Source organism: Nonomuraea insulae (genome assembly GCF_042656245.1).
This window is the reverse complement of the sequence record NZ_JBHSPA010000048.1, coordinates 137,983-157,963: the sequence shown is the minus strand read 5'-3', so window position 1 is coordinate 157,963 and position 19,981 is coordinate 137,983. Positions and strand designations below refer to the sequence as shown.

The following is a 19,981-nucleotide window of genomic DNA, read 5'->3' as shown; positions in this document are numbered from 1 at the left end:
CCGACGCTAGTTGCGGCGGGTGGTGGTGTAGATCACGTCGAGGCCGGTGGCGTTCTCCGGTACGTCGGCCAGCAGGCGCACCATCTCCCCGGTGAAGTCGATCACCTGGATCTGCTGCCCGCCGGCCGACGGGTCAGGGCGAACCCAGCAGGCCAGGTGGTCGTCGTCGTACCAGGTGGCCAGGCCGGTGCAGGGTGACTCGACGCGCTTCACCTCGGCGCCGGTCCGGGAGTCGTACAGGCAGTTGTCGCCGTTGCGCAGGCCCGGGCAGTTGGTGACGAACAGCTTGCCGGACGGCGAGAACATCGCCTCCGCGATGCCCGCCCCGACGTTGGGCAGGCGGCGCACGCGCAGCCCGCGAGCGTCGAAGAAGCGCAGCGCCTGCTGGCCGGCGTCGTTCGACAGGGCCACGACGCCGGTGCCGTCCTGGTCGAAGCCGTACCTGATGCCCTTGAGCGAGCCTTCCCTGAGCGAGGCGACGGTGGCCTTGCGGGCGGTGACGTCCACGATGGCGAAACCGGTGGACTGCCAGAGCTGCTTGACCGGGTTGCCGATGTTGACCAGCAGGCGGGTGCTGTCGCGCGACCAGCCCTGTACGTACGCGCTGAGCGGCTGGCGGGAGGTCTTCACCGTGAACCGCCGTGATGTCATCTTGTCCGTGATCTCCACGGTGTCGTAGCCGTCGACGTAGCTCTTGCCGCGCTGGGCCAGGTACCGGCCGTTGGGCGAGAGCATGCTCTCCCACGTGTTCTTATAGCTGGTGAACGACCCGGTGAGGGAGTCTCTCGCGTAGTACACCCACGCACCGGATTTGGCGTCCTTGACCAGGTATGTGGTGAGGCGGACCGGGTCAGCGGGACTCTCGTAGACAGTGGCGCCGGTGTCGGGCAGCTTCACCGGGATCAGGTTCGCGGTCGGAACCGGGGACGGGGAGGCCGTGGCGGGGACGGTCTGGCTGGGGCGGGGCTGCGGCTTGATCGGCAGGCTGACGGCGGTGACCACGACTATGGCGACGGCCGCCACCAGGGCCACACCCGCCACGCCCGCCCCGATCAGCCAGTTCCTCCTGTTGCCCGTGGACCGCGGCCAGGCGGGCGGCTGACCTGGGGAGCCGGCCGTTCCCGTCGGCGGCGGGTAAGCGGGATCGTGGAAGGGGGCGGGTTGGGCCGAGCGGCCGAAGTCTGGCCGGGCACTTGGCGGCGGCGGTCCGGAGCCGGGCGGCGGGAAACCGGATGACCTGCCACTCGGAGGTGGCGGCCCCGAGCCGGGCGGCGGGAAGGGGAACGGCCTCCCGCTCGGAGGCGGCGGCCCCGAGCCGGGCGGCGGGGAGCCGGTGCCGGGAGCGGTGCCGGGAGCGGTGCCGGGGATGGAGGACTGCTGAGGGCCCGATGGGTGGCCGACGGCCGGCGACTGCGGAGGGCCGGAGGACGGGGGGTGCCAGGGAGCCTGTCGAGAGAGATCGCCGCTGGGTGCGGCGGAGGGGTGGCGGACGTCGTCCGGGGCGGTGGAGGGACGGTGGAGGTCGTCCGGGGCGGCGGAGAGGTGGTGGGAGGTGGTGGTGGAGGGGTGGTCCAGGAGGCGGAGGATGACCTGGTCGGCGGGCGGCCGATGGGCGGGGTCCTTGGACAGGCAGGCGGCGAGGAGGTCGCGGAGGGGGCCCGTGAGGTGGGAGAGGTCAGGGGCGGCGTGCAGGACGCGGTGGATGATGGCCGGGACCGTCTCGGCTTCGAAGGGGCCGGCTCCCCCGGCCGCGAACACCATCGTGCCGGCCCAGGCGAACAGGTCGGCGGGCGGGCCGACGGGGTGGGCGAGGATTTGCTCGGGGGCCATGAAGGCGGGCGTGCCGAGCGGGGTGGAGGTGATCGTCGAGGTGGCGTCGAGGGCTTTGGCGATGCCGAAGTCGATCACGCGGGGGCCTTCGGTGCCGAGGAGCACGTTGGCGGGGCTGAAATCGCGGTGCACGATGCCGGCCTGGTGGATCGCGGCGAGCGCGGTGGCCGTGCCGACGGCGAGGCGGTGCAGGGCCGCCTCCGTGCGCGGGCCCTCGTCGGCGACGGCCTGTTGCAGGGACGGGCCGTCGACGTACTCGCTGGCGATGTACGGCCGCTGCTCGTGTACGCCGGTCCCGAGCACCTGCGCGATGCAGAACGGCGCCACCCGCCGCGCGGCCGCCGCCTCCCTGACGAAGCGCTCCGCCGCCACCTCGTCGCTCGCCAGGTGCGGGCGCAGCCACTTGATCGCCGCCTGGGTGCCCTGGTCGTCCACCCCGAGGTAGACGACGCCCTGTCCGCCCTCTCCCAGGCGCCCCCGGAGTTCGTAGCCTCCGAGACTGGCGGGATCTCCTGCTCGCAGCTCAGAAATCGACGGCATACGGGGATTATGCGCCCAGAAAGTTGCAATCGGCTTTCACCGATTCGCAGCTTTCGTCCCACGGCGGGGGCGGGGTCAGGTCAGTCTTTGTGCCTTGCTGAGCAGGCGTTGCGCCACCACCACCAGCGCCAGGAACACCCCGCTGACCACCTGCTGGAACGCCGAGGTCAGACTCCCCACCTGGTTGATCAGACTCTGGATGACCCCGAGCAGCAGCACTCCTGCCACCGACCCCGTGATGCCCCCGGCGCCGCCGGTCAGGAGGGTGCCGCCGATGACGACGGCGGCGATGGCGTCCAGTTCGAGGCCGATGCCGAGGATCGTCACCCCGGAGGAGAGCCGGGCGGCGTTGAGGGCGCCGGCCAGGCCCGCCAGGAGGCCGGACATGACGTACACGTACACCTTCGTGCGCGTGACCGGCACACCCATGAGGGCGGCGGCCTGCTCGTTGCCCCCGATGGCGTACACGTTCTGGCCGAAGCCGGTGCGCTGGAGCAGGACCATCGCGACGAGGGCCAGGGCGACGGTGATGTACACGGGGTAGGACAGGCCGAGGATCTCGCCCTGGCCGAGGGTGGCGAAGGCGCGGTCCTTGACGAGGTAGGTGACGGCGCCCTCGTCGGAGATCGCCAGCATCAGGCCGCGCACGCCGAGCAGCCCGGCCAGGGTCACGATGAACGGCGCCATCCCCGTACGCGCGATGACCAGTCCCTGCAGCAGCCCCACCACCCCGCACACCGCCAGGGGCAGCAGGAGGGCGACGAGGAGGCCGTACTGGGAGCCGTAGGCCGCCAGCACCCCGCCCAGTACGAACAACGACCCCACGGACAGGTCGATGCCGCCACTGATGATCACGAACGTCATGCCGATCGCGATGATCGCCAGGAACGACGAGGACACGACGACGCTGGCCGCGTTCCCTGGCGTGGCGAAGGAGTCGAAGGCCAGGCTGCCCACGATCACCAGCAGTCCCAGCACCATGGAGGCGCCGTGCTGCTGGAGCACCCGGCTCACCTGTTCGCGGTTCAACGGGTCTCCCGTTTCCTGGTGGCGTACACGGCGGCCAGGATGATGACCGCCTGGACCATCTGGGTCCACGACTGCGGCAGGTTGTGCTTGATCAGCGTGGCCGCGAGGAGTTGCATGAGCAGCGCGCCCATGACGGTGCTGAGCACCCTGATCCGGCCGCCGGTCAGCGGGGTGCCGCCGACCACGACGGCGGTGATCGCCGACAGCTCGATGAACTGGCCGAGCGAGGTCGGGTCGCTGGCCTGCAGCCGGGCCGTGGCCAGCACTCCGGCCAGGGCCGCGAGGAGGCCGGAGATCACGTACACGGTCAGGAGCACCCGTTTGACGGGCAGTCCGGACAGCTCGCTGGCCGACCGGTTGCCGCCGATGGCGACGACCTGCCGCCCGAACGTGGTGCGCCGCACCACGAACAGCACGATCACGGTCAGCGCCGCCGCGATGAGCACGATCACCGGGAGCCCGGCCACCGAGCTGCTGCCCAGCGCGATCAGGCCGGGGTTGCGGAACTCGACGAGCTGCGGCACCAGGACGTTCGCCAGGCCGCGCACGCCGACCAGCAACGCCAGTGTCGCCACGATCGGCTGCACCCCCACGTACGCGACCAGCGCCCCTCCCGCGGCCCCTGCCACCGCGCCGCCGATCACGGCCACGATGAGAGCGGGCAGCCAGCCGTACCCGAGGTAGAGCACGGTCAGCGCGGCGGCCAGCGCCATCACCGAGCCGACGGACAGGTCGATGCCCTGGGTGCCGATCACCAGCGCCATGCCCAGCGAGATGATCACGATGGGGGTGACCTGGACGAGCTGGGTGCGGAAGTTGGAGGCGTCCAGGAAGTGCGGGGTGAACAGCACGTTGAACAGCAGCAGCGCCAGTACGGCCGCGTACACGCCGTAGTCCTGCACCCAGGCGAACACCTGCGGCTTGAGCACGGTCATGCGCCCGCCGCGCCCGCCCTGCCGTGAGGTGAGCTCAGCCATCGGCCTGCTCCGCGATCGTCGCCATGATCCTCTCCTCGGTCACCTCGTCGCCCGACAACTCGCCGACGACCGTGCCCTCGCGCAGCACGAGGATCCTGTCGGCGCCCTCGACCAGCTCCTCCAGGTCGGAGGAGATCAGCAGCACGCCCAGCCCTTCCTCGGCCAGCTCGTCGATCAGCGCCTGCACCTCGGCCTTGGCCCCGACGTCGATGCCCCGGGTGGGCTCGTCCAGCAGCAGCACCTTGGGGCGCACGGCCAGCCAGCGGGCCAGCAGCACCTTCTGCTGGTTGCCGCCGGACAGCTCGGAGACGAGCTGGTTCGGCGAGGCGGCCTTGATCCTCAGCCTCCGCATGAAGATCCCGACCACCCGGTCGATCTTCGCCTCGGACACCACGCCCGCCCTGCCCAGGGAGGGCAGGGCGGCCAGGGCGATGTTCTCGCGCACGGACAGGGTCGGGATGATGCCCTCGGCCTTGCGGTCCTCGGGCAGCAGGCTGACGCCCGCCCTGATCGCCGCCGCCGTGGACCCCTGCCGCAGCGGGAGCCCGGCCACGAGCACCTGCCCGCCGTCCAGGGGAAGCGCGCCGACGATGGCCTTGGCGGTCTCGGTACGTCCCGCGCCCAGCAGACCGCCCAGCCCGACGACCTCACCGGGCTTGACACTCACGTCCACGCCGTCGAGCACGTGACGCCGCGTGAGCCCGCGTGCCTCGACGGCCGGCACGTGCCCGTTGCCCCGCTCCTCGCCCGGGGACGCGGTGGCGGGGCGGCGGTCGCGGGCGAAGCTGGTCATGCCGTCCGAGCGGACCACGTTCAGGTCGCGCCCGAGCATGAGCGAGATCAGCCGCAGCCGTTCCAGCTCCGCCAGCGGGCCCGTGTGCGCCAGGCGGCCGTCCCGCAGGACGGTCACCCGGTCGCACACCCGGTACAGCTCGTCGAGGCGGTGGCTGACGTACAGGACGGCGATCCCGCTGTCCCGCAGCCGCCTGATCACCCCGAACAGCGTCTCCACCTCGCGCGGCTCCAGCGACGACGTGGGCTCGTCCATGATGACCACCCGCGCGTCCACCGAGACCGCCCGCGCCAGGGCGACCATCTGCTGCGCCCCGACCCCGAGCGTGCGCAGCGGCCGCCGTACGTCGGTGGCCACGCCGTAGCCGGCCAGAACGCGTTCCGCCTCCGTGTACATGGCGGTCGCGTCGATCACCCCGAACCGGCCGCGCGGCTCGCGGCCGAGCAGCAGGTTGCGGGCCACCGACATCATGGGGACGAGGTTGACCTCCTGGTAGATGGTGGAGATCCCGGCGCGCTGCGCTTCCATGGGGGTGCCGAACGCGGCGGGGACGCCCTGGTAGCGCAGTTCGCCGCCGTCCGGCTGGTACACGCCGGTGAAGACCTTGATCAGGGTGGACTTGCCCGCGCCGTTCTCGCCGACGAGCGCGTGCACCTCGCCCGGCTGCAGGGCGAGGGACACGTCGTCGAGGGCGAGCACGCCGGGGAAACGTTTGCTGACCTCCCTGGCTTCGAGAACCGGTTCCAAGTCAGTACGCCTCACCGAGGGAGTCCTTGGCGTTGGTCGTGTCGTAGTCGCGGTCGGAGATGATCACCTTGTCGGGGATGGCCTCGCCGTCGAGGAACTTCTGGGCGGTCTCGAAGGCGAGCGGGCCGAAGCGCGGGTTGGACTCGATGACCGCGTGCAGCCAGCCGTCGGCGATGCCCTGGACGGCGCTGCGGGTGCCGTCCACCGAGACGATCTTGATGTTGCCTGCCTCCTTGCCCGCGCCCTTCAGCGCGGTGACCGCGCCCAGCGCCATCTCGTCGTTCTCGGCGTAGATGCCGTTGATGTCGGGGTTGGACTGGATGAGCTGCTCGGTGACCTGCTGCCCCTTCTCGCGGGCGAACTCGCCGGTCTGCTCGAACGAGATCGTGATCCCGGGGGCCTTCTCCTTGACGCGGTCCTTGAAGCCGTTCGTCCGCTCGGTGGTGACGTTGTTGCCCGGCGCGCCGAGCAGGATCGCCACCTTGCCCTTCCCGGACAGGGCATCGATCATGCGGTCGGCGGCACGCTTGCCCTGCTCGTAGAAGTCCGAGCCGATGAACGTCAGGTAGTCGCTGCACGCCTTGGCGTTGATCTTGCGGTCGACCGTGATGATGGGGATCTTCTTGGCGGCGGCCTGCTGGAGCACCGGCTCCCAGCCGTCGGAGTTCAGCGGGGCGATGACCAGGAGCCGCACGCCCTGCGCGATGAGCTGCTGGACGTCGGTGATCTGCTTGGAGAACTGCGACTGGGCGTTGGTGACCTTGAGGTTCGTGATGCCGAGCTTGGCCGCCTCATCCTTGATCGACTTGGTCTCGGCGATGCGGAACGGGTTGGCCTCCTTCTCCGACTGGGAGAAGCCGACCGTGGCCGTCTTGAGGTCGAACTTCGTGCCGCCGAACTGCTCCAGCGTGCATGTCGGCCCGGCCGTGCCCGAAGGCGTCTGGACGACCTGCTGCCCCGCCGTGCTGGTGGCGGCGGGCGCGCTCTGCGGCTCCTCCGCCTTGGCGCAGGCCGCCGCGGTGAGGAGGACGGCCAGCGCCAGCGCGGCCGTCCGGAGATGGGGGGTCATCGCGGTTCCTTTCCTATCAGGTGCGGCGCCCGGGCCACGAGAGCCCGGGCGCTCGAGAGGGTCAGCTACAGGTCGGGTTGATCGCGCTCGTCAGCGCCTTGTGGGCATCGTGTACGCGCTTGACGTCGGGCTTGGTGACGGCCCTGTCGTACGTCATGAGGCCGTTGATCTCGGTCTCGACGTCCGTCGTCTGGGTGTAGATCGCGGCGCTGAGCTGCTCGCAGGCGTGCAGCTTCTCCAGTTCCTTGATCATGTTCACGTAGCGGGTGGTGAGGGACGCGGGGTCGGGCTCCACCGCGTAGCCCCAGCCGCCGCCGGACCAGGTGTGGCCGACCACGGGCAGGGCCAGGCCGCCGTACTCGCCGATGACGTTCGCCCTGGTGCCCGATGGTTTGCCGGGGTTGCCGGGGCCGGGGTAGATGTGGAAGTCCTTGACGTCGCCGTTGCCGCCGTCCACGGCGCCGCAGCAGTTGATCCCGCTCATGTTGTTCACCAGGCGGGAGGGGTCCCAGCCCTTGACCATGTCGGCGATGCGCGCCTGGTCGTACTGGCCCCAGCCCTCGTTGAACGGCACCCACATCACGATCGACGGGCTGCTGCGGTGCTGGTCGAACATCTCGCGCAGCTCGGCCTCGAACTGCGGCCTGTCGGTGGTGCGGAAGGCGGCGGGCATGTCCTGCCAGACCAGCAGGCCGAGCTTGTCGGCGTGGTAGTACCAGCGGTCGGACTCGACCTTGGTGTGCTTGCGCACGACGTTGAAGCCGAGGGCCTTGGTCTGCTCCAGGTCGTAGCGCAGCGCCTCGTCGGTCGGCGGCGTGTAGATGCCGTCGGGCCAGAAGCCCTGGTCGAGCGGGCCGATCTGGAAGACCGGCTGCCCGTTGAGCAACATGCGGTTGCCGGACAGCTCGATGGAGCGCATCCCGAAGTACGACTCCACCTTGTCGCTCTTGAGCCTGACCTCCAGGTCGTACAGGTGCGGGTCGTCAGGGGACCACAACTTCGGGTTCGGCACGGGCAGCCGCAGCTTCTGGCCGACCTGCCCGTGGATGACGCCGACCACGCGCCGGCCGTCCCTGGCGATCACGGTGGCGGTGCCCGGGGAGCCCTGGACGGTCACGTACAGGGCCTTGGCCTCCAGGTCGGGGACGGTGTCCACGCGCTCGATACGGTCCTTGGCGACCGGCTCGATCCAGACGGTCTGCCAGATGCCGGACACGGCGGTGTACCAGATGCCGCTCGGGTTGAGCCGCTGCTTGCCGATGGCCTGGGCGCCGTTGTCGGTGGGGTCGTACACGCCGACGACCAGTTCCTGCCTGCCCTCGCGCTTGAGCGCGCCGGTCACGTCCACGCTGATCCGGTCGTAGCCGCCCTTGTGGGTGGTGACCTGCTTGCCGTTCACGTAGACGGCGGCGTCCCAGTCGACGGCGTCGAGGTGCAACATCAGCCGCTCGCCGCGCCAGGTGCGGGGCACCTCGAACGTGCGGCGGTACCACATGCGCTCCTCGTGCCGGCCGATGCCCGACAGCTGCGACTCCACCGGGTACGGCACCACGATCTTCTCGGGCAGCTTGCGGCCGATGGGCGCGGCCTCGCCCTCCTTGGCCGGGCCGAACTCCCAGGCGCCGTTGAGGCTGCGCCAGCGGTCGCGGACGAGCTGCGGCCTGGGGTAGTCGGGCAGCGGGCTCGCCGGGTTCACGTCGTCGGCCCACTTCGTCCTGAGGACGTAGGTGGAGGCGTTGACCACGTGGGCGAAGGGGTAGGCGGCCAGCGGGGTGCCGTCGGCGTAGGTGATGCCGCCGTTGCCGTCGTAGGAGGTGCGGACGGTGCTGCCGGCCTTCGACGGAACCGGATATTTAAGCTTCAGCTCCACCGTTTCCGGATTTTTCTGGACTGCTGAGGTGACGGGCCAGGCCGCGCTTCCGACCGTGACCGCCAGCTTCCCGGCGGCGTCCGCGGGCAGGGCGCTCAGCGGCTTGGCGTAGGTGAGCGTCGCGACGTCACCGGCCGCGTTCAGCCTGGCGTCGTACGGACCGTCCGGCTGGAAGTCCGCCGGCACGGTGAACGCCTCCATGGGCACGATGGCCTTCGGCTGGCTCGGGCTCTGCCAGCGCAGCCGCAGGTTGGCGCCGCCGAAGTGCTCGAAGTACTCGACCTTGACGTCGTACTTCGTGCCCGCCTCCAGGGCGATCGGGGTGCCGGCGTGCTCCACGTCCCAGTCGTCCACCCAGTGGTCGATGATCGGCTTGCCGTCCACCCACAGGCGGTAGCCGTTGTCGCCGACGATGGAGAAGGTGTAGGTCTCGGAGTATTTCGCGGTGATCTGCCCCGTCCACCGTACGGTGACGTCGTCCTCCCTGCCGGTCAGCAGCTTGAACGTCGGGTTCAGGTCGGACATCTCCAGGTTCGGGTCGATGATGCTCGCCTTGAGCTCGGCGAAGTCGAACTTCCCTGCCGCCGAGGCCAGGTAGTAGTCGCCGCGCAGCCCGTTCCGCTCGGGAAGGGCGGCGGAGTCGGCTGAGGCGAGGGCTGGCATCTGCCATAAGACGGACATCAGTACGGCCAGCAACAACGCGAGGCGCTTACGCACGGGGGGTCCTTTCGAAACGCGCCGATCAGGTTCGGACAGCTTTTGACCCTGACATGCTCCAAAGTAAGCACCGGCGGACCGAGGCGGTCAAGATTTCCGATCAAATTCGTTCTCGTTCGGTCAGAGGTGAACTTGGGTTGGCGCGTCGACTATGATCGGGCCGTGAGCGACACGCAGAGTGACGGACGCAGGCCGGTGTTCGCCGCTGAACGCCGGCAGCGCATCCTCGAACTCGTGCGTGCCAACGGCGCCGTGTCGCTGCGCGAGCTCGCCCAGTCCGTGCACTCCTCCGAGGTGACCGTCCGCCGCGACCTGCGCGCGCTGGAGTCGGAGGGCCTGCTCAACCGCCACCACGGCGGCGCCACCATGCCGGGCGAGCTGTCCCGCGAAGCCGGCTACGCGCACAAGGTCTCCCTGGAGTCGGCCGAGAAGGCCGCCATCGCCGACCTGGCCGGAGCCCTGGTCGAGGACGGCGACGCGATCGTGGTCGGGCCCGGCACCACCACGCAGGAGTTCGCCCGCCGCCTGGCCAGGCATTCCGAGCTGGCCGTGGTGACCAACTCACTGCTGGTCGCCCAGGTGCTGGCCGGGTCGCCGCGGATCGAGGTGATGCTGACCGGCGGCACCCTGCGCGGCTCGATCCTGGCCCTGGTGGGCAGCGCCGCCGAGCACTCCCTGGCCGGGCTGCGCGTGCGCCGGGCCTTCATCTCCGGCAACGGGCTCACCGCCGAGCGCGGGCTGTCCACACCCAACATGCAGGTCGCCGGGGTGGACCGGGCGCTGGCGGCGGCGGCCGAGGAGGTCGTGGTGCTGGCCGACCACACGAAGATCGGCGTGGACACCATGGTGCAGACCGTCGCCCCCGACCGCATCGACCACCTGGTCACCGACGACTCCGCGGCCCGCGACGTCCTCGACGAGCTGAGCGCCCGCGGCGTCCGCCTCCACGTCGCCCAATTCTGACCGCCCGCCGGCGCCTCGCGGGTAGCTGCATGGCCTTCCATGGGGGGCGCTGCGCGCCATGGGATTCCAGACAGCTCTTCCCAAGGGGCTCGCGCCCCTTTCGAACCCCCGACAAGCCCGCTCGCTGACGCTCGCCGAACCCGCCCGAGCCCCGGTTACACGGTGGGCCGTTGGACCCCACCCCGAGCGGTCCTCGCTGATCGCTCGGGCTGACCGCCCGGGGGCTCGCTGACGCTCGCCTCTGGATCCGCCCGGCACCGTGTGTGCGGTGAGCCGGGCTTTCACGTTCTCCCGCGTCCGTGGATCGTCGAACGATCGCCTTCATCGCCAGCCGGAACCGACGCGTCTTCCGCCGTCGGCGTTCTTCTCCCTTTTCCCTACAGTTAACCTGGAGGATTCCGCATGGTCACCTCAGTATCTTCGCGGTATGTCCGGAGTATATTTCCGGATATCGCGGTTGCGTAAACGGTGGAACAGCGGGGATTATTCGCTTGATTCCACAAGAGAGGGAACCAATGAACAGAATCGGCGCTTTATTCGTATCCACCCTCTTTTTCGCGGCTACGGCAATCGTCACCACTACCCCCGCGCACGCGGCCGCCGCCTGCGGCTACTACATGCAGCTCTGGATGCCCGCGCCGCTGCATTACCCGTGGACGTTGGAGATCGATGCAAAAGCCGTCAATTCGGCCAAGCCGGCTGGCTGCCGGGTCAAAGTTTACACACATTTCAACCTCAAGGGCCTGTCCGGAACCAGGATAGCGAAATCGAGCCGCAACGATACCTTCAGCTACAGCTCGCCTTCACCCGGATTCACGGTTTACAGCTACAGCGCGGGAGCAGCCGGCGCGTCGAATCGCATCATCATGAACAACGACGACGCCGCATCCGCGAAACTGGACCACGTCGAGACGTACTACGTGCTCTACAAGAACGAGAAATACGTGAAGACGTGTGCCTACGGGCAGAGCCAAGACTCCTGGTGTGGCTGAGCGGATCTCCTGAAAGGGTGCTGCGCGCGACCGCGACCGACCCGCTGCAGGCGCAGTTATGGCCGCAGCGGGTCGCTTGCCGAGTTGCTCGGTCGCGAATCCCGGCGAGTGTGACATCTACGCGGCCACCAGGGGCCCCTCAGCGGTCCGCACCCTGCAGGCGGCTGACCCAGACTTCTAAGCACGTCTTGGGGTGATGGCGTGACGTCGGCCGGCCGGTTTACGATCACCGGAAACCCTGTCCACGACGATCACCTGGGGGGCCGCAATGTCAGTCGGCGTTTCGCGTTCGGGGTTTTTAGCGTTCCTCGGCGTCCTCGCCCTCGCGGGCGCCGTGCTAGTGGCGATCGTCGCCTTCCGCGGCACCGACGACCAGCGGTTCATCCGCTCAGCCGCAGAGATGGAAGCGTTCGCCCGCACAATGAGGGACGGTGACCGGCTCGGCCTCCGCACCGTCGGCGGGATGGACTTCGAGGAGGTCCGCCGCGAGCGCGGGGTGGTCGTTTTCCAACAGGGCGAGACCTTGGCCAGCCCCTACGGCTACGCCTGGAGCCCACAGGGCAATCCAGCCCGACTCCTTGAGGACGTGGAGTGGTCAGAGGATCACGTCGATCACTATTTCGAGCATCTGCACGGCGCCTTCTACTCCTGGCATGGAAGGCGCTGACGCGCGGCTGAGCTTCGGTCGGCCACGGCCGCAGACGCGGAGTCTGCCACAGCTATGCCGGGCTCCGTGGCCAATGCGGCATTCCATGATCACGCGCCAGGTAGTCTGAGACATTCCACCCGGCACGCCATGATCGCTGAGACAACCGCATCCTTGACGTCTCAGCCGACTTGGCGTCCACCAGGTCAAAGCCTCGCGCGCACGCCAAGTTCAATGAGACGGGACAGAAAGGGACCGAGCATGAAGCTACGAGCGCTGCTCCGCTTCACCAAGGAGGCCTGAGTGCCATCCTTGTCCGCCGCGGAGTTCGGCGAACTCTGGGACACATTCGAGCACACCGCGTTCAAGTTCGAGATGCGTGACCGTTACAACGTGGCGTCCGAGCAAGAGTCGCTGCGCCGCTTCCTCGCCGGCCAGCCGGATCCCGAGCGGGCGGCGCGGCCGTGGCTCGCCAAGATGAAGGCCGCGACCGGGTCGGGTAGGCGGGTCGAGCGGGTGCGGATCGTTTCGGAACCTTACAGCGAGTACGTGCGCTTCCTGCTCGACGGCACCCCGCTCAACATCGCTGCGGGTGAGGACATCCGATATCTGGAACGTCCACGTGCGGCCCGGATGGGGCTCCCCGGCCACGACTTCGCGCTGTTCGATTCCGCGCGTCTTGTGCTGCTCCGCTTCGATGCCGACGATCGGCCTCTCCGGCACGAACTGGTGACCGATCCTGGTGCAGTGCTCCAGCACTGCCAGTGGCGGGACGCCGCCTGGCACCACGCCGTGCCGTTCGAGCGGTACGCGGGCCAGTAGCATCGGCGCGTGACGCGGGTTCGGGAAGCCCGCGAGGGCCTCGGTCGGCAACTAGGGAGCCGGGGCAGCCCGATCGCTCTCCGCCTCGCCGGCCAGGACGTCGCGGACCACGCCCGGGTACCGCTGGATCAGCTCACGGAGCACTGCTTCCGCTTCGACGACCTGGGGTGGCTTCGCGCGATTGCGGCGGATCGCCGCTCCGAAGTCAGCCAATCCCCGGTGGAGCTGGAGGCGGTCGGTCCAGCTCCGCGCCAGGTCCTCGATCGTGCCGCCCGCTTCCGCGATCGCCACCTCCTGCAGGCGCTCCAGTGCGGCGGGGTCGGCACCGTCGTCGATCGCCTCCTGCTGGACGCGCCGGATGTCCTTCGGCGTGATCGTTTCCAGGTTGTGCAGCCACCAGGATGGGTCGTAGTCAAAACGCTTCATGAGGCCTCTCCGCACATCAGGCGCATCACGCCGCATCGCAGGCTCTGACCTGCGGCTGTCCATGCCTAGGACGGTAGAGGAGGCTTTGCTTCAGCCCCAAGATGTTTGCTCATGTTTGCTTCAAGGAAGTCGAGCGAGTGCTTCGGCGACAAGCCGCCGGGCGTTCTGACCGTATACAGCCGATCGCTGAAGCAGACCGAACGCGCGACCGTACATCGCGATCTCGTTCGGCTCAGTGATGGTCAGTTCCGCCGAGTACGTCTCCAGCATCACCATGCGCTCGTCGAACATGATGAACATGTTTCCTGGCCAGATCTCGTACGCCGCCCGGACAGGGATGACGCCGAGGCTGAGCCGGGGCAGCGACATGACCGCCAGGAGCCGATCGAGCTGGCCTCGCATCACTCCCGGACCGCCGATGTTCGTGTGAAGCGCCTGCTCTCCCAGGAGCACGTTGAACATGCGGTCGCCCCGGTACAGGTATTGCTGGCGTTCCATACGGGCCTCGACGCCCGCCTCGATGTCGTTCGGCCCGTCGCCCATGAAGTCGGCCAGTTGCCGCATGAGCGTTTCGGCGTACTCAGCCGTCTGGAGGGTTCCCCAGATGATGGCGGGATTGTAGGCGCGGAAAACACGCGTCCGCTCGTACTGGTCGAGGGAGCGTCGCTGCCGATGACGCGTGCCGGCCCGGAGGGCGCGTCGCCACTCCATCCACAAGGTTTCGATCGTGCGGACCGCTGCCACGAGATCGGGCAGAATGTCCTCGCGCCGGCAATGGCTCAGCCAAAGCCGGACGTCGGCTTCGGTCGCGGCCTGTTTGCCGTGCTCGATCTTGCTGATCTTGGAGAGTTGCCAGCCGGTCAGCTCGGCGAGCGCGCGCCCGGTGAACCCCGCTTGGAGGCGGATCTCACGCAACCGGATGCCGAGCGCCTCACGCGATCGCTGAGCTTCTTGAGACACTGTTCAGATCTTGTACTCGTCGTGAGGAACAGCCTGCGCCCACAGCAGATCGCGAACCTCTGCGCACCGTGCCACCACGGCGGCGTCGGTGACGAGTTCGGAGCCGAGCACACGGCCATCGTCGTCGAACCGGCCGACCGCCAGCAATCGATCGTCGAACAGCCACCAGTCGGCGCCGCTCATCGGCAGTTCGAGTCGGGACAGGCGATGGCGCGGCAACCAGCGGATGTCCTCACCGGCCTCCAGATTGGTCGGAGCAACAGCGTGCTCCCATCGTATGTAGTCGCTGACCGGCTCTGTGACCACGCGGACCCGCCGTACGATCCGATCGGCGGACGTGGCCGCCCGAACCCGGGCCAGCCATGGTTGGAGCCATCCCAGGTCATCCGGTACACCTCGCCGCCAGCGGGCGAACGGCCCTTCCTCTCCGGGCACGCCGTAGTGGTCGCGCAACTCCAGGTGGAACGCCTCGCACCGGAATGACTCGAACAGCTCGTCGCGCTGGTCAGACGTGATGAACTCCATGCCCCTCCTCCTGGAGCAAGGCGGCGACGGCGGCCCGCGGCACCTCGACGCAGCTCTCATGCCCGGGCATGTCCATGGTGACCAGCGTCTCGGGGTCGGTGACGCGGGAGCCCCGGATGAAGCACGTCTGGCGTTCGGTGACGTGGACGACGGGAGGAGACCAGTTGGTGACGATGCCGGACAAGCCGTCCTTGGCGAAGTGGCCGAACAGGTTGAACGGGATCTCTACGACGTCCTGATCTGGTTCGAGGGCGGCCTTCGCGCGTAGATCGGGGTCGTCGGCAACCCACCCCTGGATGATGAAGGTGTCGTGGTCAGTGGCGTAGACGGTGGGGGAATCGCCGCCCACGGAGTTCGTGTCCTTGCCGAGGAACCGTAGTGCCATGCTGAGCTCCTGACACAGTTTGCTTGAGATTGCTCGCAACACTGAGCATGCGTGCGATGGTTCGCTCCGTCAAGGGGTACGTAGGGACTCACTGGCCGGAGGTAACGCTGGTCAGCGGATCCAGAGGCGAGCGTCAGCGAGCCCCCGGGCAGTCAGCCCGAGCGATCAGCGAGAACCGCTTTGGGGTGGGGTCCCGCCGGCCCACCGTGTAACCGGGGCCCGGGCGGGTTCGGCGAGCGCGAGCGAGCGGGCTTGTCGGGGGTTCGAAAGGGGGGCCGTCGGCCCCCCTTGGGAAGCGCTGTCTGGAATCCCGTGCGCGCAGCGCCCCCCATGCAAGGCCATGCAGTCGCCGGGCGCCCGAGGGGCTTCAGGGTGTTCGGTTCTGATCGAATGTGACAGGGTCGTTACTGGAACGTTTCCTTCCTGGACCACGATCGAGGCGGAGGCAACCGTGCTACAGGTGGCTGGCGTTCTCAAGGCGTTCCAGGGTGTCACCGCCCTCGACCACGTCACCCTGTCCGTACGCGCCGGCGAGGTGCACGCCCTGGTGGGCGGCAACGGCGCCGGCAAGTCGACCCTGGTCAAGGTGCTCTCGGGCGTCCACCAGCCGGACGCGGGCGAGCTGCGTTTCCTCGGCGAGCCGGTGAGGTTCGCCGGACCGGCCGACGCCAAGCGCGCCGGGATCGCCACGATCCATCAGGAGACGAACCTCGTCCCGACCATGAGCGTGGCCCGCAACCTGCTCCTGGGCAGGGAGCCACGGGGCCGCCTCGGGCTGATCGACTCCACGGCCGTGCACGCCCGCGCCGAGGAGATGCTGGCCGCGTACGGACTGAAGGTGGACGTGCGCCGCCCGCTCGGCTCGCTGGGCGAGGGCGCCCGCCAGATCGTGGCTCTGGCCAGGGCGGCCTCCGCGGACGCCCGCCTGGTGATCATGGACGAGCCCACCACGGCGCTGGACCACGCCGAGCTGCGGACCCTGTTCGGGGCCGTGACCCGGCTGCGCGAGCAGGGCCGCTCGGTCGTCTACGTGACGCACCGGCTGGAGGAGCTGTACGGGATCTGCGACCGTGTCACGGTGCTGCGCGAGGGCCGGGTCGTGCACACGGGACCGCTGGCCGGGCTCGACCGGTTGCGACTGGTTTCGCTCATGCTGGGCCGCCCCTTCCATCCCGTCGAGCCGCCGCTCCAGGCGGGCGAGCCGGACGTGCCGGCCGATGTGCCGGTGCTGGAGGCCAAGGGCCTGACCCGCCACCACATGCTGGACGGGGTGTCGCTGGAGATGCGGGCCGGCGAGGTGGTCGGGCTGGGCGGGCTGCTCGGCGCGGGCCGCAGCGAGACGGCCCGCGCGATCGCGGGTGTGCTGCCGGTGGACGCGGGTCAGGTGACGGTGGCCGGGGCGTCCGCGCGCAAGTGGTCGATCAGGAGCGCCGTACGCGCGGGGATCGGCCTGGTGCCGGAGAACAGGAAGACCGAGGGCATCGTGCCGACCCTGTCGGTACGCGACAACATCGCCCTGGCCGCCCTGCCACGCCTGTCACGGGCGGGGATCGTGTCGGACGCACAGGTGGACAACATCGTGGCGACGTTCATGCGGCGGCTGGGCATCAAGGCGGTCTCGCCCCGGCAGCCCGCCGGGGAGTTGTCGGGCGGCAACCAGCAGAAGGTGCTGCTGGCGAGGTGGCTGGCCATGCATCCCCGGGTGCTGCTGCTGGACGAGCCGACCAGGGGCGTGGACGTGGCGACCAAGCTGGAGATGCAGGTGCTGCTGGACGAGCTGGCCGTGGACGGCCTGGCGATCCTGCTGATCTCCTCCGACGTGGCCGAGCTGGCCGGGAACTGCGACAGCGTGGTGGTGCTCAGGGACGGCGCGATCACCGAGCAGCTCACCGGCACCGAGGTCACCGAGGACCGGCTGCTGGCAGCCCTGGCGAAGGACTAGTAGACCGAGACGTGCGGGTGGTCGTAGTGGTTGGCCGTCGTGCCGCCACGGTCGGACATGGTGCGCCATGAGCCCGTTCTGGCGTGCCAGATGCGCTGGCGGTAGATCACGTACAGGATGCCCAGTCGTCTGGCGTTCTTGATCGCCCAGGCGGCGATCTGCTCGCCGCGCTTCAGCTCCTCCCCCGCCGGCATCGCGCCGCCCCTGCTCAGCATGAAGTCGCAGGCCCGCCCGAGCGGGTGCTCGCCGCCGTCCTGGATCACCCGGTAACACCCGATCCCGTACGGCACCTCGAACCGCTCCTGGATGAGCTGCTTGACCAGCCGCATCCGGGGCGTGATGTTGTCCGCGCCCTCGGGGAGCTGCGGCACCCACGTGCCGTCGGGACGCCGGATCCCCGGCGCCGTGTAGAGCTGGTCGATCTTGTCCTTGATCTTCTCGATCTGTTTCTCGGCCTTCTTCTTGCGCTTGTCCAGCTCCTCCACCGTGCCGTCGAGCTCGTCCGCGCGGGCCGACGCCTCGTCCTCGGCCAGCTGCCGGGCGTCCCTGACCTGGGCGTAGCCGCGCAGTCTGGCGTCCTGCGCGTCGATCAGGTGCTGGGTCAGCGCCATCCGGCCGAGCAGCGTGGTCGGGTCCTGCCCGCTGGTGAGCAGGGCGATCTGGCCGGGCTCGCCGCCCATGTACTGGGCGAGGGCCATGGCGCGCAGCTCGGTGGAGTGCTGGTCGTAGAGCTCCTGGGCGGCGGCGAGGTTCTCGCGGGCCGCCTTCTCGCTCTGCTCCGCCTTCTGGCGGGCGATGCGGCTGTTGTAGTACTCGGTGATGAGCTTGTCGGAGTCCTTCTGCAGCGCGGCCAGTTCCTTCTTGAGCTGCTTGACCGTGGGCTTCGGGGCGGCCTGGGCCGGGGTGGTGTGGAGCAGGAGCGCCAGGGTGAAAAGCACGACCGGCCAGCGCGACCGGTGGGTGGGGGACGCAGCCGCCACTCTTCTCCTCTGCCCGAGCCTCAGGGCAGTTCCGGTCGTCAGCTATTCAGGCCGGGGGACACCCTCTATTCGACGCACGATAGTAGGGATCATGCCTCCCGGCACGCAATTCACCGCTTTTCGCGACCTTTGCGTACTCTGCGCACCACGATCTGCCGTCCGGCCAGCACCGAACCCGGCACCACCACGAACCCCAGCAGGCCGGTGCCCAGGCCCAGGCCGATGTCGGCGTCCACCAGCCCGTCGCCGTCGCCGCCGAGCAGCGGCAGGCCGAGCGACACGCTCACCGAGACGGAGAGCAGCGGCTTATGGGCCGGGGCGGGTTCTGGCGCGCTCGTCGCCGGCGGCCGGGTGGCGGGCGGGTCGTCCGGAGGCCGCGTGGTGGGCGGCCGGGTGCTCGGCTGCGGCTCGCTGGACCTCGTGGGCTCCCGCGTCGGTTCGCGGGTGGGCTGCCTGGTCGGCTCGCGCGTGGGCTCGCGCGTCGGCTCCCGGGTGGGCCGGCGGGTCGGCTCGCGGGTCGGCCGGCTCGTCGGCGGTCCTCCGGTGGGGTCCGAGGTCGGCCGGCTCACGAAGCTCACGGGCGGGGAGAGCGTGATGGGCTCGCTCAGCGTGGGCACCGCTTGCGAGGGGGTCGGCTCCTGCGGCGTCGGCGAGGCGGGGGCCGGGGTGAACGGCGGGGCCGAGGTGGCGGGCGGCTGGGCGGGCGGCAGGGCGGTGCCGCTCTCCGGCTCGGGCGAGCCGCCCAGGATCACGAACGCCGACGCCACCGCCGCCGCGGTCGCCAGCACCAGCCCGCCGGTCACCGCGAACTTGCCCACCGGCGACACCGTGTTGTGGAACAGGCTCGTGGCGCCGCCCCCGTCCGCGACCGGCGGCGGGTTCGGCAGCAGGGCCGCCAGCGGCACGGTGAGGATGGCGAGGCCGGTCCGTCCCCGCAGCTCCCATCCACGCCCGTACGTCTCCCGGGCGACCTCCTCCAGCTCGCTCAGGAACTCCTCCGCCGACTCCGGCCGGCCGCCGGGGTCCTTGGCCAGGCCGTGCAGGACCAGCGGGCGCAGCGGCTCCTCGATGTCCTCCATCGGGGGCGGCACGTGCTGGTGCTGGTAGGCCAGGGCGGCCACGTTCTCGCCGTGGAAGGCGCGGTGGCCGGCCAGGCACTCGTAGAAGACCAGGCTGGCGGCGTACACGTCGGTCGCCGGGCCGGCCGGGGCGTCGTCCCACTGCTCGGGCGCCATGTACGACGGGGTGCCGACGAGCGCCGCCGTCTCCCCGAAGTGCGCGGCCACGCCGAAGTCGACGAGCTTGCTGTCGCCGTCCTGGGTGATCATCACGTTCTCGGGCTTGAAGTCACGGTGCACGACCCCGTGCCGGTGGGCCTCGGCCAGGCCGAGCAGGGCCCCCTTCAGCACCACGAGCGCCGCCTCCGCGCCGGTCGCGCCCTCGTGCTCCAGCAGCCGCCGCAGCGTGACGCCGTCCACCAGCTCCATGACGATGACGGCGTCGTCGCCGCTCTCGACGTAGTCCAGCAGGCGGGCAGTGTGGGGGCTGTCGATCTCCCGGATGACCAGGGCCTCCGCCCGGAACCTCGCGACGAATCGCACGTCGTCGCGCAACGGCTCGGACAGGTGCTTGATCGCGACCGCCAGCCCGTCGGAGTCCCGTACGCCGAGCATCACCCGGCCGGTCCCGCCGTGGCCGAGTTCCCGGATCTCGGTGTAGCCGGGAACCTCCATGTGGGACCTCCTGACCGGATAAAGATCCTTATGTC

17 protein-coding genes are annotated in these 19,981 nt (G+C 69.5%); 5 read left to right on the top strand and 12 right to left on the bottom strand.

Translation table 11 applies throughout. The annotated features are described in order from the left end of the window. Positions 1-6: 6 nt before the first annotated feature. From ACFPZ3_RS38915 to ACFPZ3_RS38890, 6 genes are all read right to left on the bottom strand, one after another. Positions 7-2,370 (bottom strand): serine/threonine protein kinase, encoded by a 2,364-nt coding sequence (locus ACFPZ3_RS38915; RefSeq protein ID WP_379519365.1) that lies wholly within the window; start codon positions 2,368-2,370, stop codon positions 7-9. A 75-nt stretch (positions 2,371-2,445) separates the two neighbouring features. Next, positions 2,446-3,399, bottom strand: a complete 954-nt coding sequence (locus tag ACFPZ3_RS38910) for an ABC transporter permease (RefSeq protein ID WP_379519364.1) — start codon at positions 3,397-3,399, stop codon at positions 2,446-2,448. After that, a complete protein-coding gene (locus ACFPZ3_RS38905) occupies positions 3,396-4,376 on the bottom strand; it encodes an ABC transporter permease (protein WP_379519363.1) in 981 nt (326 codons plus the stop codon). Before ACFPZ3_RS38905 ends, ACFPZ3_RS38910 begins: the two co-directional genes overlap by 4 nt. Further along, positions 4,369-5,931, bottom strand: a complete 1,563-nt coding sequence (locus ACFPZ3_RS38900) for a sugar ABC transporter ATP-binding protein (RefSeq protein ID WP_379519362.1) — start codon at positions 5,929-5,931, stop codon at positions 4,369-4,371. Before ACFPZ3_RS38900 ends, ACFPZ3_RS38905 begins: the two co-directional genes overlap by 8 nt. Further along, entirely contained in the window at positions 5,918-6,985 is a 1,068-nt protein-coding gene (locus ACFPZ3_RS38895; protein ID WP_379519361.1) for an ABC transporter substrate-binding protein, read from the bottom strand. Before ACFPZ3_RS38895 ends, ACFPZ3_RS38900 begins: the two co-directional genes overlap by 14 nt. A 61-nt stretch (positions 6,986-7,046) precedes the next feature. Further along, entirely contained in the window at positions 7,047-9,572 is a 2,526-nt protein-coding gene (locus ACFPZ3_RS38890) for a PA14 domain-containing protein (protein ID WP_379519360.1), read from the bottom strand. Positions 9,573-9,734: 162 nt separating this feature from the next. Between ACFPZ3_RS38890 and ACFPZ3_RS38885 the strand changes: the two genes are divergently transcribed. The 4 genes from ACFPZ3_RS38885 to ACFPZ3_RS38870 all read left to right on the top strand — a co-directional run bounded on the left by ACFPZ3_RS38885 (position 9,735) and on the right by ACFPZ3_RS38870 (position 12,995). Beyond that, positions 9,735-10,535, top strand: a complete 801-nt coding sequence (locus ACFPZ3_RS38885) for a DeoR/GlpR family DNA-binding transcription regulator (protein ID WP_379519359.1) — start codon at positions 9,735-9,737, stop codon at positions 10,533-10,535. 515 nt (positions 10,536-11,050) lie between these two features. Beyond that, on the top strand, positions 11,051-11,527 hold the full coding sequence (locus ACFPZ3_RS38880; RefSeq protein WP_379519358.1) for a hypothetical protein: 477 nt from the start codon (positions 11,051-11,053) through the stop codon (positions 11,525-11,527). 268 nt (positions 11,528-11,795) lie between these two features. Next, positions 11,796-12,194 (top strand): hypothetical protein, encoded by a 399-nt coding sequence (locus tag ACFPZ3_RS38875; protein ID WP_379519357.1) that lies wholly within the window; start codon positions 11,796-11,798, stop codon positions 12,192-12,194. Positions 12,195-12,476: 282 nt separating this feature from the next. Next, a complete protein-coding gene (locus ACFPZ3_RS38870; RefSeq protein WP_379519356.1) occupies positions 12,477-12,995 on the top strand; it encodes a DUF6879 family protein in 519 nt (172 codons plus the stop codon). Between the two features lie 51 nt (positions 12,996-13,046). Here ACFPZ3_RS38870 and ACFPZ3_RS38865 read toward each other — a convergent pair whose 3' ends face one another. From ACFPZ3_RS38865 to ACFPZ3_RS38850, 4 genes are all read right to left on the bottom strand, one after another. Next, positions 13,047-13,421: a hypothetical protein gene (locus ACFPZ3_RS38865; protein WP_379519355.1), complete on the bottom strand. Its 375-nt coding sequence runs from the start codon at positions 13,419-13,421 to the stop codon at positions 13,047-13,049. A gap of 120 nt (positions 13,422-13,541) precedes the next feature. Continuing rightward, positions 13,542-14,381 carry a helix-turn-helix domain-containing protein gene (locus ACFPZ3_RS38860; RefSeq protein ID WP_379519354.1) on the bottom strand — a complete coding sequence of 280 codons (840 nt, stop codon included), beginning with the start codon at positions 14,379-14,381 and terminating at the stop codon, positions 13,542-13,544. Positions 14,382-14,384: 3 nt separating this feature from the next. Then, positions 14,385-14,906, bottom strand: a complete 522-nt coding sequence (locus ACFPZ3_RS38855; protein WP_379519353.1) for a DUF6879 family protein — start codon at positions 14,904-14,906, stop codon at positions 14,385-14,387. Continuing rightward, positions 14,887-15,291: a hypothetical protein gene (locus ACFPZ3_RS38850; RefSeq protein ID WP_379519352.1), complete on the bottom strand. Its 405-nt coding sequence runs from the start codon at positions 15,289-15,291 to the stop codon at positions 14,887-14,889. The genes ACFPZ3_RS38855 and ACFPZ3_RS38850 overlap by 20 nt, the downstream gene beginning before the upstream one ends. A 460-nt stretch (positions 15,292-15,751) precedes the next feature. On the opposite strand from ACFPZ3_RS38850, the gene ACFPZ3_RS38845 reads away from it, so the two are divergent. Further along, the gene (locus ACFPZ3_RS38845; protein WP_379519351.1) at positions 15,752-17,233 is read left to right on the top strand and encodes a sugar ABC transporter ATP-binding protein; all 1,482 of its coding nucleotides are present in this window, start codon (positions 15,752-15,754) and stop codon (positions 17,231-17,233) included. Here ACFPZ3_RS38845 and ACFPZ3_RS38840 read toward each other — a convergent pair. Together ACFPZ3_RS38840 and ACFPZ3_RS38835 are read right to left on the bottom strand one after the other, a co-directional pair. Continuing rightward, a complete protein-coding gene (locus ACFPZ3_RS38840) occupies positions 17,230-18,213 on the bottom strand; it encodes a coiled-coil domain-containing protein (protein ID WP_379519350.1) in 984 nt (327 codons plus the stop codon). The two genes, ACFPZ3_RS38845 and ACFPZ3_RS38840, sit on opposite strands and share 4 nt — an antisense overlap. Positions 18,214-18,323: 110 nt before the next feature. Further along, entirely contained in the window at positions 18,324-19,946 is a 1,623-nt protein-coding gene (locus tag ACFPZ3_RS38835) for a serine/threonine-protein kinase (RefSeq protein WP_379519349.1), read from the bottom strand. Positions 19,947-19,981: the final 35 nt, after the last annotated feature.